At 72.8% G+C, this 15,496-nt stretch carries 14 protein-coding genes; 11 read left to right on the top strand and 3 right to left on the bottom strand.

The genetic code is table 11. From position 1 onward, the window contains the following. Nucleotides 1–9 precede the first annotated feature (9 nt). From ACXJKF_RS03505 to ACXJKF_RS03495, 3 genes are all read right to left on the bottom strand, one after another. Complete coding sequence (locus ACXJKF_RS03505) at nt 10–1,296, bottom strand: TrpB-like pyridoxal phosphate-dependent enzyme (RefSeq protein ID WP_456786358.1); 1,287 nt, start codon at nt 1,294–1,296, stop codon at nt 10–12. A gap of 76 nt (nt 1,297–1,372) precedes the next feature. Continuing rightward, the gene (locus tag ACXJKF_RS03500; RefSeq protein ID WP_456786357.1) at nt 1,373–2,122 is read right to left on the bottom strand and encodes a DsbA family oxidoreductase; all 750 of its coding nucleotides are present in this window, start codon (nt 2,120–2,122) and stop codon (nt 1,373–1,375) included. After that, nucleotides 2,119–3,102: a quinone oxidoreductase family protein gene (locus ACXJKF_RS03495; protein WP_456786356.1), complete on the bottom strand. Its 984-nt coding sequence runs from the start codon at nt 3,100–3,102 to the stop codon at nt 2,119–2,121. Before ACXJKF_RS03495 ends, ACXJKF_RS03500 begins: the two co-directional genes overlap by 4 nt. Nucleotides 3,103–3,186: 84 nt before the next feature. Between ACXJKF_RS03495 and argC the strand changes: the two genes are divergently transcribed. From argC to tyrS, 11 genes are all read left to right on the top strand, one after another. Beyond that, nucleotides 3,187–4,251, top strand: coding sequence for an N-acetyl-gamma-glutamyl-phosphate reductase (gene argC, locus ACXJKF_RS03490; RefSeq protein WP_456786355.1), 1,065 nt, complete (start codon nt 3,187–3,189; stop codon nt 4,249–4,251). Continuing rightward, a complete protein-coding gene (gene argJ / locus ACXJKF_RS03485; protein WP_456786354.1) occupies nt 4,248–5,453 on the top strand; it encodes a bifunctional glutamate N-acetyltransferase/amino-acid acetyltransferase ArgJ in 1,206 nt (401 codons plus the stop codon). The genes argC and argJ overlap by 4 nt, the downstream gene beginning before the upstream one ends. Beyond that, the gene (argB, locus tag ACXJKF_RS03480; RefSeq protein ID WP_456786353.1) at nt 5,450–6,424 is read left to right on the top strand and encodes an acetylglutamate kinase; all 975 of its coding nucleotides are present in this window, start codon (nt 5,450–5,452) and stop codon (nt 6,422–6,424) included. Before argJ ends, argB begins: the two co-directional genes overlap by 4 nt. Then, complete coding sequence (locus ACXJKF_RS03475) at nt 6,421–7,713, top strand: acetylornithine transaminase (protein WP_456786352.1); 1,293 nt, start codon at nt 6,421–6,423, stop codon at nt 7,711–7,713. Before argB ends, ACXJKF_RS03475 begins: the two co-directional genes overlap by 4 nt. Before the next feature lie 120 nt (nt 7,714–7,833). After that, the gene (argF, locus tag ACXJKF_RS03470) at nt 7,834–8,766 is read left to right on the top strand and encodes an ornithine carbamoyltransferase (protein ID WP_456786351.1); all 933 of its coding nucleotides are present in this window, start codon (nt 7,834–7,836) and stop codon (nt 8,764–8,766) included. Then, a complete protein-coding gene (locus tag ACXJKF_RS03465) occupies nt 8,766–9,296 on the top strand; it encodes an arginine repressor (RefSeq protein WP_456786350.1) in 531 nt (176 codons plus the stop codon). The genes argF and ACXJKF_RS03465 overlap by 1 nt, the downstream gene beginning before the upstream one ends. 46 nt (nt 9,297–9,342) lie before the next feature. Next, nucleotides 9,343–10,584, top strand: coding sequence for an argininosuccinate synthase (locus ACXJKF_RS03460; RefSeq protein WP_456786349.1), 1,242 nt, complete (start codon nt 9,343–9,345; stop codon nt 10,582–10,584). Beyond that, nucleotides 10,577–12,031 carry an argininosuccinate lyase gene (argH, locus tag ACXJKF_RS03455; protein WP_456786348.1) on the top strand — a complete coding sequence of 485 codons (1,455 nt, stop codon included), beginning with the start codon at nt 10,577–10,579 and terminating at the stop codon, nt 12,029–12,031. The genes ACXJKF_RS03460 and argH overlap by 8 nt, the downstream gene beginning before the upstream one ends. Then, the gene (locus ACXJKF_RS03450; protein WP_456786347.1) at nt 12,028–12,594 is read left to right on the top strand and encodes a uridine kinase family protein; all 567 of its coding nucleotides are present in this window, start codon (nt 12,028–12,030) and stop codon (nt 12,592–12,594) included. The genes argH and ACXJKF_RS03450 overlap by 4 nt, the downstream gene beginning before the upstream one ends. A 259-nt stretch (nt 12,595–12,853) precedes the next feature. Then, entirely contained in the window at nt 12,854–13,555 is a 702-nt protein-coding gene (locus ACXJKF_RS03445) for a DNA-3-methyladenine glycosylase (protein ID WP_456786346.1), read from the top strand. Between the two features lie 76 nt (nt 13,556–13,631). Then, a complete protein-coding gene (gene tyrS, locus ACXJKF_RS03440) occupies nt 13,632–14,894 on the top strand; it encodes a tyrosine--tRNA ligase (RefSeq protein ID WP_456786345.1) in 1,263 nt (420 codons plus the stop codon). The last annotated feature ends 602 nt before the right edge of the window (nt 14,895–15,496 follow it).

Below are 15,496 nucleotides of genomic sequence, written 5' to 3'. Positions count from 1 at the left end.
TCGGCGTCGCTACACGTAGTCGTGATAGGCGGGCAGGTCCAGGACCCCGTTGCCGGACAGGCCGATGACGATGGTCTCGGGCCGGGTGGCCGAACGGGCGTGCGCGATGGCGCCCGCGACGGCGTGCGTGGACTCCGGCGCCGGGATGATCCCCTCGGCGCGTGCGAACTCGATCCCGGCGGCGAACGCCGTCTCCTGGTCGACGGCGATCGCGTCGATCAGCCCGAGCTCGACCGCGTGCGACACCATCGGCGCCATGCCGTGGTACCGCAGGCCACCGGCGTGGATGGGCGGGGGGACAAAGTCCTTGCCGAGCGTGTGCATCTTCAGCAGGGGAGTCAGGCCGGCGACGTCGCCGAAGTCGTACCGGTACTCGCCCTGCGTCAGCGACGGGCACGCGGCCGGCTCGCAGGCGACCACCCGCGTCGTCGCGCCGTCGCGGAGGTTGCGGCCGAGGAACGGGAACGAGAGCCCGCCGAGGTTCGAACCGCCTCCGGCGCACGCGAACACGACGTCGGCGCTCTCCTCGATCGCGTCGAGCTGGGCGAGGGCCTCCTGACCGATGACGCTCTGGTGCAGCAGGACGTGGTTGAGCACGCTGCCCAGCGAGTAGTGCGCGTCAGGGTCGGTGGCGGCGGCCTCGACCGCCTCGCTGATCGCCATGCCGAGCGAGCCGGTGGTCTCGGGATCGGCCTCGAGCATCGCGCGGCCGGCGTTGGTGAGGTCCGACGGCGACGGGTGGCAGATGCTCCCGTACGTCTCCATCTGCATCCGGCGGTACGGCTTGGAGTCGTACGAGGCGCGGACCTGCCACACCTCGCAGGTCAGTCCCAGCAGAGCGCACGCCATGGCCAGCGACGCACCCCACTGCCCGGCGCCGGTCTCGGTGGTGAGCTTCGTGATGCCCTCGGCCGCGTTGTAGTACGCCTGCGCGACGGCGGTGTTCGGCTTGTGCGACCCGACCGGGCTCACGCCCTCGTACTTGTAGTAGATCCGCGCCGGGGTGCCGAGCGCGCGCTCGAGGCGACGCGCGCGGACGAGGGGCGACGGGCGCCACAGGGCGTAGATCTCCCGGACCGGTTCGGGGATCTCGATCCATCGCTCGGTGCTGACCTCCTGCATGATCAGGGCCATCGGGAACAGCGGCGCCAGGTCGGGGGGCGTCAGCGGTTCCCGGGTCCCCGGGTGCAGGGCCGGCGGGCAGGGCGACGGCAGGTCCGCCGCCAGGTTGTACCAGTGCGTGGGGACCGTCGAGGGGACGGTCACGCCGAGGGTGTCGAGGAGCGACGTCGTCATCAGAGCCTCCGGGTGGGCGGCGCGCGTCAGTGCGCAGCGTCACCGTATCGCCCGGTTCGTCCCGGCGGTCGAGAGGTCAGATGGCGCAGGAGTCGTCGACGCAGGCCGTCCCGTCGGCGGTCGCCAGGGTCTGGATCGGGTTCGCGTCGCGCCACGCCGTCTCGAGCAGCTGCGTGAACACGTCGGCCGGCTGGGCGCCGGACACGGCGATGCGGCGGTCGACGACGAAGAACGGCACGCCCGTGACGCCCAGCGCGCGCGCCTCGTCCTCGTCGGCTCGGACGGCGTCGGCCCCCGTGTCGTCCGCCAGAGCGGCCCGCGCCGCGTCGGGGTCGACGCCCGCGCCGCCGACGATCCGCACGAGCGTCTCGTCGTCGCCGAGGTCCGCGCCGTGCTCGAAGTGCGCGGAGAAGAGGGCCTCCAGCGTGCGCTCGGCCAGCTCGGCACCGCCGGAGACGCGGGCCAGGTGGACCAGGCGGTGCGCCGCGAAGGTGTTGGCGGCGATCGCCCGGTCGAAGTCGTAGGCGAGGCCCTCGCCTGCGGCCACCGCCGTGACCTGCGCGAACATGCGCGTGACCTGGTCGCGGGGGATGCCCTTGTGCCGGGCGAGCGCGTCGATCTCGGGGATGCCCGGGCCGGTGGGGGTGCTCGGCGACAGCTCGTACGCGCGCCAGGTCACCTCGACGTGGTCGCGGTGGGCGAAGCCGGCCAGCGCGGCGGCGAAGCGACGCTTGCCGATGTAGCACCAGGGGCAGGCGATGTCGGACCAGACCTCGACCTGCAGGGTGCGTACCGCGGACAGAGGATTCAGGGTGGGGACACTCACGGGAGCAGCAGGACCTTTCCGGTGGTGGAGCGCGACTCGAGCGCGCGGTGGGCGTCGGCCGCATCGGCCAGGGGGAACGTGGCGCCGACGCGCACGTCGAGCTCGCCCGCCCGCACGGCGTCGAACAGCTCACGGGAGCGCCCGTCGAGCTCGTCGCGGGTGGCGATGTAGTGGTCGAGCGTGGGGCGGGTCAGGAAGAGCGAGCCGGCCGCGTTGAGGCGCTGGGGGTCGACCGGGGGGACCGGACCCGACGAGCCGCCGAACAGGACGAGCGTCCCGCGGGGGCGCAGGCTGGCCAGCGACGCGTCGAACGTGTCCTTGCCGACGGAGTCGAAGACGGCGTGCACGCCTCGGCCGTCGGTCAGCGACCGCACCTCGGCCGGCAGGTCGCGGGTCAGGTCGTCGAGCTCGCGGTACCGGATCACGTCGGCGGCACCCGCCGCGCGCGCCAGGCGCTCCTTCTCGGCGCTTCCCACGGTCGCGATGACCCGGGCCCCTCGCCGCGACGCCAGCTGGGTGAGCAGGAGCCCGACACCTCCGGCGGCCGCGTGCACGAGCACGTCGTGCCCGGCCTGGACGGGGAACGTCGAGGTCACGAGGTAGTGCGCGGTGAGGCCCTGGAGGGGGAGTGCGGCGGCGACCTGGTCGGAGACGCCGTCGGGGACCACCAGCGCCTTGGACTCCCGGACGCTCACCAGCTCGGCATACGAGCCGGGAGCCGACGACCAGGCGACCCGGTCTCCGACGGCGATCTCGCTGACGTCGGAGCCGACGGCGACAACCGTCCCGGCGCCCTCGGAGCCCACGACGTGCGGGAACGTCATCGCGTACACGCCGGACCGTCGGTACGTGTCGATGAAGTTGACCCCGGCCGCGGCGACGCGGACGAGGACCTCGTCGGCGGCGGGCTCGGGGTCAGGGAGCTCGACGAGCTCAAGGACGTCGGGACCGCCTGCGGCGGTGGCTCTGATGGCGCGCACTGTTCGACAAACACCGGCAACGGTCGTGAGCATTCCCCGCGATCCCGTTCGTATCTTCGTGCAGCCTTGTGTATGTTCATGCACATGACGTTCACGGTCGCAGTCGCGGGTGCCAGCGGGTACGCCGGTGGCGAGATGCTCCGCGTGCTGCTCGCGCACCCCGAGGCCCGCATCGGGACCCTCACCGCGCACTCCAACGCCGGCACGCTGCTGGGTGCGCACCAGCCGCACCTGCGCACGCTCGCGGACCGCGTGCTCGCACCGACGGGGGTCGACGAGCTCGCCGGGCACGACGTCGTCGTCCTCGCCCTGCCGCACGGCGCCAGCGGTGCGATCGCCGCCGAGCTCGAGGCGCGCGGGGACGGTGCGGTCGTCGTCGACCTCGGCGCCGACCACCGGCTCGTCGACGCCGCCGACTGGGAGCAGTTCTACGGCAGCGCCCACGCCGGCACGTGGCCCTACGGCCTGCCGGAGCTGCTGCACCCGGGGGAGCGGACCGCGAGCGAGCAGCGGGCGGTGCTCGCCGGCGCACGGCGGATCGCCGTCCCCGGCTGCAACGTCACCGCCGTCTCGCTCGGGCTCCAGCCGGGCATCGCCGCCGGGCTGATCGAGCCCACCGACCTCGTGGCGGTGCTCGCCAACGGCTACTCCGGCGCCGGCAAGTCTCTCAAGACGCACCTGCTCGCCAGCGAGGCGCTCGGCGCCGCCCAGCCGTACGCCGTCGGCGGCACGCACCGGCACATCCCGGAGATCGCGCAGAACCTCCGCTCCGCCGGCGCCTCGGACGTCACGATCTCGTTCACCCCGACCCTCGTGCCCATGGCCCGCGGCATCCTCGCGACCGCCACGGCGCGGCTCGCCGCCGGGGTCGACCCGGCAGGCGTGCGCGCCGCCTGGGAGCAGTCCTACGCCGACGAACCCTTCGTGCACCTCCTGCCCGAGGGTCAGTGGCCGACGACGGCTGCGACACTCGGAGCCAACACCGCGCTCGTGCAGGTCGCGGTCGACGAGCGCGCGGGCCGCGTCGTGACGGTCACGGCGATCGACAACCTGGTCAAGGGCACCGCCGGTGGCGCCCTGCAGTCCCTCAACCTCGCGCTCGGCCTGCCCGAGACGCTCGGCCTTCCTCTGGACGGAGTCGCACCGTGACCACCGAGACCCTCGCCCTGCCGTCGCCCGGTGTCACCGCGGCGGCGGGCTTCCGCGCATCCGGCATCACCGCCGGCCTCAAGGCCTCCGGCCGCCCCGACCTCGCGCTCGTCGTCAACGACGGCCCCTCGCAGGCCGCCGCCGCCGTGTTCACCACCAACCGCGTCGTGGGGGCGCCCGTCGTCTGGTCGCGCCAGGCCGTCTCCGACGGCGTCGTCAGCGCCGTCGTGCTCAACTCGGGCGGCGCCAACGTGTGCACCGGGCCCGAGGGCTTCCTCGACGTGCACCTGACCGCCGAGACGGTCGGCGCCGCCCTGGAGATCTCCGCGGGCGACGTCGTGGTCTGCTCCACCGGTCTGATCGGGGAGCGGCTGCCCATCGACAAGATCCTCGACGGCATCGGCGTCGCTGTCGAGGCGCTCTCGCCGGAGGGCGGTCCCGACGCAGCCGTCGCGATCATGACCACCGACACCGTCGCCAAGACCGCTCACCTGCACGTCGACGGCGACCGGGGCGCGTGGACCGTCGGGGGCATGGCCAAGGGAGCCGGGATGCTCGCCCCCGGACTCGCCACGATGCTCTGCGTCATCACGACCGACGCCGTCGTGGACGCCGAGACCGCGGCCGCGGCTCTGCGCGCCGCGGTGGCGGACACGTTCGAGCGCGTCGACTCCGACGGCTGCATGTCGACGTCCGACACGGTCACGCTGATGATCTCGGGCGCCAGCCGCGCGATCCCCGACCCCGCCGGGTTCACCGCCGCGCTCACGCAGGTCTGCGGCGAGCTCGCCCGCGCCCTGGTCGCCGACGCGGAGGGCGCCACGCACGACATCGCGGTCACCGTGATGGGCGCCGAGACGCAGGACGCCGCGCTCGCCGTCGCCCGCGCCGTGACCCGCTCCAACCTGTTCAAGGCCGCGATGTTCGGCAACGACCCCAACTGGGGACGGGTGCTCGCGCAGGTCGGGACCGTCCCGGAGAGCGTCGCCGCGTTCGACCCCGACCAGCTCGACGTGACCATCAACGGTGTCCAGGTGTGCAAGGCCGGCGGCGCGTTCCGGCCCCGCTCCGAGGTGGACCTCGCCGCGAACCGCGAGGTGCACGTGCTGATCGACCTGCACGCGGGCGGCGAGGTGGTCACGGTCTGGACCAACGACCTCACGCACGACTACGTCCACGAGAACAGCGCGTACTCCACATGAGCGACTTCACGTTCAACACCCGCACCGACCTGCGCGCCGACCAGAAGGCGGAGGTCCTCATCGAGGCCCTCCCGTGGCTGCAGAAGTTCGCGGGCGCGCTCGTCGTCGTGAAGTACGGCGGGAACGCGATGATCGACGAGGACCTCAAGCGGGCCTTCGCCCAGGACATGGTGTTCCTGCGCCAGGTGGGCCTCAAGCCCGTCGTGGTGCACGGCGGGGGACCGCAGATCAACGCGATGCTCGACCGGCTCGGCATCGAGTCGGAGTTCCGCGGCGGCCTGCGCGTCACCACCCCCGAGGCGATGGACGTCGTGCGGATGGTGCTCACCGGGCAGGTCTCCCGGGAGCTCGTCGGGCTGCTCAACGCGCACGGACCGCACGCCGTCGGCCTGTCGGGCGAGGACGGCGGCCTGTTCCAGGCGCGTCGGCGGACGGCCATCGTCGACGGTCAGAGCGTCGACATCGGTCTGGTCGGCGACGTCGTCAAGGTCAACCCGGGTGCCGTGCTCGACCTCCTCGACGCCGGCCGCATCCCCGTGGTCTCGACCGTCGCCCCCGACCTCGACGACCCCACGACGGTGCTCAACGTCAACGCGGACACCGCGGCCGCCGCGCTCGCGGTCGCGCTCGGCGCCCGCAAGCTCATCGTGCTCACCGACGTCGAGGGCCTCTACACCAGCTGGCCGGACACGGGTTCGCTCGTGCGCCGGATCGGCGCCAGCGCCCTCGCGGAGCTGCTGCCGGGCCTGGACGCCGGCATGCGCCCGAAGATGGAGGCCTGCTGGCGCGCCGTCGAGGGCGGCGTCGGCCGCGCCCACGTCATCGACGGGCGCGCCCCGCACTCGATCCTGGTCGAGGTCTTCACCTCCGACGGCATCGGCACCATGGTGCTGCCCGACGAGGAGCCCGCCGACGCCCCCTTCACGGCCCCCATCCCCGTGATCCCCCACGACCCCGAGGTGACCCTGTGACCGCGCTCGAGAACGCCCGGGCCCGGCACCGGTCCCCGGAGGCCACGGACGCCAACCTGCCGGTGCTGGCTGCCGACGGCTCCGTCGCGCAGTGGACCGACCGGTACACCCACGCCGTCATGGACACGTTCGGCGCGCCCCAGCGGGTGCTCGTCCGCGGCGAGGGTCCCTACGTCTGGGACGCCGACGGCACCCGGTACCTCGACCTGCTCGGCGGGATCGCGGTGAACTCGCTCGGCCACGCCCACCCCACCCTGACCGCGGCGATCAGCGCCCAGCTGGGCACGCTCGGGCACGTCTCCAACTTCTTCGGCAGCCCGACGCAGATCGCGTTCGCCGAGCGGCTGCTCGCCCTGGCCGGCGCCCCGGAGGGGTCGAGGGTCTTCCTCACCAACTCCGGGACCGAGGCCAACGAGGCCGCGTTCAAGCTCGCCCGCCGCAACGGCGGCACCGACCGGCCGCGGATCCTCGCGCTGGAGGGCTCGTTCCACGGCCGCTCCATGGGTGCCCTCGCGCTCACGCACAAGGCGGCGTACCGCGAGCCGTTCGAGCCGCTGCCCGCGGGCGTCGAGTTCGTGCCGTTCGGGGACACCGAGGCGCTCGAGGCCGCCTTCGCGGTCGACGGCGACCGGGTCGCCGCGCTGTTCGTCGAGCCGATCCAGGGCGAGGCCGGCGTGCGGCCGCTCCCGCCGGGCTACCTGGCCCTCGCCCGCTCGCTCACCGCCGAGCACGGCGCTCTCCTGATCCTCGACGAGGTGCAGACCGGCATGGGCCGGACCGGCTCCTGGTTCGCCCACCAGCTCCCGCACGTCGGCGGCGGCATCGTGCCCGACGCCGTGACCGTCGCGAAGGGGCTCGGCGGCGGGTTCCCCGTCGGCGCGCTCATCGCCTACGGCGGGCAGACCGCGACGCTCCTGGGCCGCGGCCAGCACGGCACCACGTTCGGTGGGAACCCCGTCGCGTCGGCCGCCGGGCTCGCGACGATCGCCGTGATCGAACGGGACGGTCTCCTCGAGCACGTCAGCACGCTGGGCGCGAAGCTGCGCGAGCAGCTGGCCGGCACCGGCAACCCGCTCGTCGGGGAGGTCCGCGGCGAGGGCTTCCTCGTCGGCATCGAGCTCACGGCGCCCGTCGCCGCGGCGCTCGCCGTCCGCGCGCTGGAGGCCGGGTTCATCGTGAACCCCTGCACCCCGACGACGATCCGCCTCGCGCCACCGTTCCTGCTGACGCAGGAGCAGGCCGCCCAGTTCGTCGACTTCCTCGCGAGCCTGCCGGAGGACCTGTCATGACCCGGCACTTCCTCCGCGACGGCTGTGCTTCCGGCGACCTGGCTGGCGGTGACCTGTCATGACCCGGCACTTCCTCCGCGACGGCTGTGCTTCCGGCGACCTGGCTGGCGGTGACCTGTCATGACCCGGCACTTCCTCCGCGACGACGACCTCACCCCCCGCGAGCAGCGCGACGTCCTCGAGCTCGCCCTCGCGTTCCGCGACGACCGGTTCATCCGCACCCCGCTGACGGGACCGCGGGCGGTGGCCGTCATCTTCGACAAGCCGACGCTGCGCACCCAGGTCTCCTTCGCGGCGGGCATCGCGGAGCTCGGCGGCTTCCCGCTGAGCGTCGACGGCAAGCTCGCGAGGATCGGTGAGCGGGAGTCGATCGAGGACACCGCCCGCGTGCTGGGCCGGCAGGTCGCGGCGATCGTCTGGCGCACGTTCTCCCAGGAGCGGCTCGAGCAGATGGCCGAGCACGCGGGCGTCCCGGTCGTGAACGCGCTGACGGACAGCTTCCACCCGTGCCAGATCCTCGCGGACCTCGCGACGGTCGCGCAGCACCGCGGGGGAGTCTCCGGGCTGTCCGGGCTGACGCTCGCCTACGTCGGCGACGGTGCCAACAACATGTCCCACTCGTACCTGCTCGGGGGCGCGACCGCAGGCCTGCACGTGCGGATCGGCACGCCCGACGGGTACCTGCCCGACGCGGCGATCCTCGCCGACGCCGCCGAGATCGCCGCGGACACGGGTGGCTCGGTCACGGTCGTGCACTCCCTCGCGGAGGCTGTCGCGGGAGCGGACGTCGTCGCGACGGACACCTGGGTGTCGATGGGCCAGGAGTCCGAGGCGGCGGACCGCGAGACCCCGTTCGTGCCGTTCCGGGTGGACGCGGCCGCGATGGCCCTCGCCCGGCCGGACGCGCTCGTCCTGCACTGCCTGCCGGCCTACCGCGGCAAGGAGATCACCGCGGAGGTGCTCGACGGGCCGCGGTCGGTCGTCTGGGACGAGGCCGAGAACCGCCTGCACGCGCAGAAGGCCCTCCTGTCCTGGCTGGTGGAGGGACGATGATGAGCGTCACCGTCCCGCACACGAAGGCCGCCCGGCAGGCGCTCGTGACCTCGATGCTCACCCGCGGCACGGTCCACTCGCAGCAGCAGCTGGCGGAGCTGCTCACCGCGGAGGGCGTCACGGTCACTCAGGCGACGCTCTCGCGCGACCTCGTGGAGCTGCGCGCGGTGAAGATCCGGACCCCGTCCGGCGCTCTCGCCTACGCGGTCCCCGCCGAGGGTGGCCTGCGCACGCCCGCCGCCGGGCCGGACGAGGAGATGCTCGCCGCCCGGCTGGCCCGGCTGTGCGCCGAGCTCCTGGTGACCGCGGAGGCGTCGGGCAACCTCGTCGTGCTGCGGACGCCGCCCGGGGCCGCCCAGTTCCTCGCGTCGGCCATCGACCACTCCGTCCTGCCCGCCGTGCTCGGCACGATCGCGGGCGACGACACGGTCCTGGTCATCGCGCGGGAGGGGGAGACCGGTGTCGCACTGGCCGCCCGCTTCCTCGCGCTGGCCACCGACGCGCCGTCGCGCACCCGTCCGTCAGACTGACCACACAACGTCCTCCCCGACCCAGAACCCCGAAGAGAGAAGAACAATGACTGAGCGCGTCGTCCTCGCCTACTCCGGCGGCCTGGACACCTCCGTGGGCATCGGCTGGATCGCCGAGGCCACCGGCGCCGAGGTGATCGCCGTGGCGGTCGACGTCGGCCAGGGCGGCGAGGACCTCGACGTGATCCGCCAGCGCGCCCTCGACTGCGGCGCCGTCGAGGCCTACGTCGCCGACGCCCGCGACGAGTTCGCGAACGAGTACTGCATGCCCGCGCTCAAGGCGAACGCGCTGTACCTGGACCGCTACCCGCTGGTCTCGGCACTGTCCCGTCCGGTCATCGTCAAGCACCTGGTCCGTGCGGCCCGCCAGTTCGGCGCGACGACGGTCGCGCACGGCTGCACCGGCAAGGGCAACGACCAGGTCCGCTTCGAGGTCGGCATCACCTCGCTGGCGCCCGACCTCACGTGCCTCGCACCGGTCCGGGACCTCGCGCTCACGCGCGACAAGGCCATCGAGTTCGCGACGCGCAACGCGCTGCCCATCGAGACCACCAAGCACAACCCGTTCTCCATCGACCAGAACGTGTGGGGCCGCGCGGTCGAGACCGGCTTCCTCGAGGACATCTGGAACGGTCCGACGAAGGACGTCTACACGTACACGGACGACCCGACGTTCCCGCCGGTCGCCGACGAGGTCGTCATCACGTTCGAGGCGGGCATCCCCGTCGCGCTCGACGGCATCCCGGTCACGCCGCTGCAGGCGATCCAGGAGATGAACCGTCGCGCGGGTGCCCAGGGCATCGGCCGGATCGACATCGTGGAGGACCGCCTGGTCGGCATCAAGTCCCGCGAGGTCTACGAGGCCCCCGGCGCGATCGCCCTCATCGCAGCCCACCAGGAGCTCGAGAACGTCACGGTCGAGCGCGAGCAGGCGCGGTTCAAGCGGGGCGTCGAGCAGCGCTGGACCGAGCTGGTCTACGACGGCCAGTGGTTCTCGCCGCTGAAGAAGTCGCTCGACGTGTTCGTCGACGACACCCAGCGCTACGTCTCCGGCGACGTGCGGATCGTCCTGCACGGCGGTCGCGCGACCGTCACGGGCCGCCGCTCGGACGCGAGCCTGTACGACTTCAACCTCGCGACGTACGACACGGGCGACTCGTTCGACCAGTCCGCCGCGAAGGGCTTCATCGAGATCTACGGTCTGTCCTCGAAGCTGGCCGCGGCGCGCGACGTGCGCTTCGGCAACGGGGTCGACCTCGGCACGCAGGGCGGGATCACGAGTGCCTGAGGACGTCGCCACGACGTCGGGCGGCGGCGTCCAGCCGACAGGCGGCGTGTCGCTGTGGGGAGGCCGGTTCGCCGGCGGCCCCTCGGAGGCGCTGCAGGCGCTGTCGCAGTCGACGCACTTCGACTGGCGGCTCGCCGGGCACGACATCTCCGGATCCGTCGCGCACGCCCGCGTCCTGCACGGCGCCGGTCTGCTCACGGACGACGAGCTGACCGGCATGGTCGACGCCCTCGAGCGGCTGCGCAGCGACGTCGCGAGCGGCGACTTCCTGCCCGTGCTCGAGGACGAGGACGTGCACACCGCCCTGGAGCGCGGGCTGATCGACCGTGCGGGCGCGGACCTCGGCGGCAAGCTCCGCGCGGGCAGGTCACGCAACGACCAGATCGCCACCCTCGTGCGCATGTACCTGCGCGAGGAGTCGCGTGGTCTTGCACGCCTGGTGCTCGACGTGGTCGACGCGCTCGTCGCGCAGGCCGACCGCGCGGGCGAGGCGCCGATGCCGGGCCGCACCCACCTGCAGCACGCCCAGCCGGTCCTGCTCGCGCACCACCTGCTGGCGCACGCGTGGCCGCTGCTGCGCGACGTCGAGCGCTGGGTCGACTGGGACGCCCGTGCGGCCCGCTCGCCGTACGGCTCGGGGGCGCTGGCGGGCTCGTCGCTCGGCCTGGACCCTGCCGCGGTCGCCGCGGAGCTCGGGTTCGACGGCCCGGTCGAGAACTCGATCGACGGCACCGCGTCGCGCGACGTCGTCGCGGAGTTCGCGTTCGTCGCGGCCATGCTCGCGGTGGACATCTCCCGGCTCGCCGAGGAGGTCATCCTCTGGGCCACGAAGGAGTTCGGCTTCGTCCGGCTGCACGACGCCTACTCGACCGGGTCGAGCATCATGCCGCAGAAGAAGAACCCCGACGTCGCCGAGCTGGCGCGCGGCAAGGCGGGCCGTCTCGTCGGCGACCTGACGGGCCTGCTCACCACGCTCAAGGGCCTCCCGCTCGCGTACAACCGCGACCTGCAGGAGGACAAGGAGCCGGTGTTCGACCAGGTGGACCAGCTCTCGGTCCTGCTGCCGGCGTTCTCCGGCATGGTCCAGACCCTCGAGTTCGACACCGACCGGCTTGCGGCGCTCGCGCCGCAGGGCTTCTCGCTCGCGACGGACATCGCCGAGTGGCTGGTCCGCAACGGCGTGCCGTTCCGGGTCGCGCACGAGGTCGCGGGCGCGTGCGTCCGTGCGTGCGAGGAGCACGAGCCGGCCATCGAGCTGTGGGACCTCACCGACGACGAGCTCACCGCCATCTCGCCGCACCTGACGCCCGAGGTGCGCACCGTGCTGACGGTCGAGGGGTCGCTGGCGTCGCGGTCGGCCTTCGGCGGGACGGCGCCCGTGCGTGTCGCCGAGCAGCTGGAGCGTGCCCGGGCCCGTGCGGCGGAGCTGCGTTCCTGGGCGTCGTGATCGCCGACGAGCTCGTTGCGCGCGCACTCGCGGCCCGTCCTCGGCTCGGGCCCGTCCGGGTCGTGGCCGTCGACGGTCCCGCCGGCTCGGGCAAGACGACGCTCGCGGACGCGCTGGGCGCCCGCGGTGCCACCGTGCTGCACCTGGACGACCTCTACGAGGGCTGGTCGGGCCTCGAGGGCTCGCTCTGGCCGCGCCTCTCGGCGCAGGTCCTGGAGCCGCTCCGCCGGGGCGTGCCTGGCCGCTACCAGCGCTACGACTGGGCGGCAGGGGCCTTCGCGGAGTGGGTCGACATTCCGGTCCCGGGCCTGCTCGTCGTCGAGGGGTGCGGGTCGGCCCGCCGTGCCGTCGATACCGTCGCGACGCTCCGCGTCTGGGTCGAGGCCCCCGACGACCTGCGTCTCGAGCGCGGCCTCGCCCGCGACGGCGCCGACGCCCGCGAGCACTGGCTGACCTGGATGGCCGACGAGGCCGCCCACTTCGCCCGCGAACGCACGCGCGAGCGCGCCGACGTGCGGCTCGACGCGTTCGGCCACCTCCTCACCGGCGAGATGGCGCCGTGAGTCCTCGCCACCGGAAGCACAGCGTCGGCGGGCGACGCCGCCTGGGCGGCGACCCGGATGTCGATCGGTCCGTGGTCGCGCGGCCCCCGCGCCGGACGGCCGGGGTGCGGCCGGGGATGCTCTGGCTGCCTGTGGGGATGCCGGTGGCCTCGTGTCGCCACGAGTCTCGACGCGTGCGACGTCCTTCGCACCGACCGCTCGGCGCACCGAGCCCGGAATCCCGGATCGCCGTGACCGGCTCGTGCGGCAAGATGTTCGGGTGAGCCCGTCCGAACCGCTGCAGAGCCCGGATGCCGCCGGTCGGCACGCCCCCGTGGCTGTGCCGGCGCGCGTCTGGTTCAGCCGCGACGTGCACACGGTCGCTCGCGACCTGCTCGGTGCGTACCTCACGGCGCGCTCGCCCGAGGGTGACGTCACGCTGCGGATCACCGAGGTCGAGGCCTACGGCGGCGCCGACGACCCGGGCTCCCACGCGTTCCGCGGCCGGACCGCGCGCAACGCGGTGATGTTCGCGGAGCCCGGCCGGCTGTACGTGTACCGCCACCTCGGCCTGCACCACTGCCTCAACATCGTCACGGAGCCCACCGGCAGGCCGTCGGCCGTCCTGCTGCGCGCCGGCGAGATCGTCGACGGCGCCGACCTGGCGTGGCGTCGACGTGAGGCGGTCGGAGTCGTGGACTCGGAGCGCCAGCTCGCCCGTGGCCCCGCCCGGCTCGCGGTCGCCCTCGGCCTGGACCTGCGCGCGAACGGTGCCGACATCACGGAGGCGGGCGGCGACATCGTGCTGCACCGCCACCAGGTCGTGGCCCAGCCGACGCACAAGACAGGCCCGAGGGTCGGCGTCTCGGGCTCGGGCGGCGAGGGCACCAGGTTCCCGTGGCGCTACTGGCTCACGGACGAGCGCACGGTCTCCGCGTATCGCCCGGCGTATCGCGCGCCGGCGTCGGTAGACGTCCCGTGAGGGACGACGACGCCGGCTGGACGCCTTCGCCCACCCTCTGTGCCGGACGCGAGCCGGCCTACTGCCTGGAGACCCTGTGAACCACATCCTCGACGAGCTCGAGTGGCGCGGCCTGATCGCCCAGACCACCGACCTCGACGCCCTCCGTGACGCGCTCTCCGCCGGGCCCGTCTCCCTCTACTGCGGCTTCGACCCGACCGCGCCGAGCCTGCACATCGGCAACCTCGTCCAGATCCTGACCGTCCGTCGCCTGCAGGACGCCGGCCACACGCCGTTCGGCCTCGTCGGCGGCGCGACCGGTCTGATCGGTGACCCGAAGATGGCGGGGGAGCGCACCCTCAACGACCGTGACGTCGTCTCGGTCTGGGTGGAGCGCATCCGCAAGCAGATCGAGCCGCTGCTCCGCTTCGACGGCCCCCACGCCGCCACGATGGTCAACAACCTGGACTGGACGGCCCCGCTGTCGGCCATCGACTTCCTGCGGGACATCGGCAAGCACTACCGGCTGGGCACGATGCTCGCCAAGGACACCGTGGCTCGACGCCTGAACAGCGACGCGGGCATCAGCTTCACCGAGTTCAGCTACCAGATCCTGCAGGGCATGGACTACCTCGAGCTGCACCGCCGGCACGGGATCACCCTGCAGACCGGCGGCAGCGACCAGTGGGGCAACCTGCTCTCGGGCGTCGAGCTGATCCGCAAGGCCGAGGGTGTCGCCGTGCACGCGCTCACGACGCCGCTGATCACCAAGGCGGACGGCACCAAGTTCGGCAAGACCGAGACCGGCACGGTCTGGCTCGACCCCGAGATGACGACGCCGTACGCGTTCTTCCAGTTCTGGCTGAACGCCGACGACGCCGACGTGGTGCGCTACCTCAAGGTGTTCAGCTTCCGCTCGCGCGACGAGATCGAGGATCTGGAGTCGGCCGTCGCGGAACGACCGGCGGCTCGCGAGGCGCAGCGCGCGCTGGCGTACGAGGTGACGTCTCTCGTGCACGGCACAGCTGCCGCCGACCAGGTGGTGGCTGCCAGCCAGGCGCTGTTCGGGCGAGGCTCGTTGGCCGAGCTCGACGCCGCGACGCTCGCCGCAGCCGTGGCCGAGCTCCCGTCGGCTCCCGGCACCGCCGGCGACACCATCGCCGACCTCCTGGCCGCGACCGGCGTGGTGGCGAGCAAGGGGGCGGCCCGACGAGCGATCGCGGAGGGCGGTGCGTCGGTCAACAACGTCCGGGTCGCGGCCGAGGACGCTGTCCTGACCGCCGACGACCTCCTGCACGGGCGCTGGGCGGTCCTGCGCCGGGGCAAGCGGACCCTCGCCGTGGTCGACGCGCAGCCCTGACGGCACCTGACCGGGCACCGTCCGACGACGGGTCCTCCGTTCCGCCTGCAGGCGACGGAGGTCCCGTCGTCGCCGTTTCTGGCCACTGACCTGCTGATCTGCCCTCCGGACGGGGTCTGGTGACCGGCGTCACCGCGACGGGATTTGCCACCTGCCGCAACACGCGCGTAATGTTCTCGATGTCGCCCGAGAGGGAGGAACGGACACCGCGGATAGACCCACGGTGGCTGGTCCCTAGGGTGGCCACCCCCGATCGTGCTGACAGGCGCTTCGTGCGCCCTGAAGCCGGACGGGGACGGGCTCTCGGCCCGCGGACGCTGCCCGAAAGGGTGGCAGGAAGCGGTCGGAAAGCCAGGTAGGATTCAGAACGACAAAGCCTCTCGGATGAGATCGAAAGATCTCGAGGAGATGCGCGTCTGTTCCTTGAGAACTCAACAGTGTGCCAAATAGTCGATGCCATATGGCTCGCTATCTGATGATGCTTGCGCCCGTTTGGGTGGGGGTGTTGGAGGGTGGTGGGTCTTGGTTGAGATAGGTTCCGTTGTCTCCACCTCCGTGGGGTGGCGGGGCCAAAATTCAGCCGAATCTGAACGGTCCTTATC

It is taken from the genome of Cellulomonas sp. P5_C5, assembly GCF_054049655.1.
The sequence above is the reverse complement of the archived record's forward strand: the minus strand, read 5'-3'. Positions and strand labels throughout refer to the sequence as shown.

Bases quoted from the DNA above. Each gene is read 5' to 3' on its own strand.
- ACXJKF_RS03505 (WP_456786358.1), bottom strand. From the start codon at position 1,296: ATGACGACGTCGCTCCTCGACACCCTCGGCGTGACCGTCCCCTCGACG.
- argC (WP_456786355.1), top strand. From the start codon at position 3,187: ATGACGTTCACGGTCGCAGTCGCGGGTGCCAGCGGGTACGCCGGTGGC.
- argB (WP_456786353.1), top strand. From the start codon at position 5,450: ATGAGCGACTTCACGTTCAACACCCGCACCGACCTGCGCGCCGACCAG.
- argF (WP_456786351.1), top strand. From the start codon at position 7,834: ATGACCCGGCACTTCCTCCGCGACGACGACCTCACCCCCCGCGAGCAG.
- ACXJKF_RS03465 (WP_456786350.1), top strand. From the start codon at position 8,766: ATGAGCGTCACCGTCCCGCACACGAAGGCCGCCCGGCAGGCGCTCGTG.
- ACXJKF_RS03460 (WP_456786349.1), top strand. From the start codon at position 9,343: ATGACTGAGCGCGTCGTCCTCGCCTACTCCGGCGGCCTGGACACCTCC.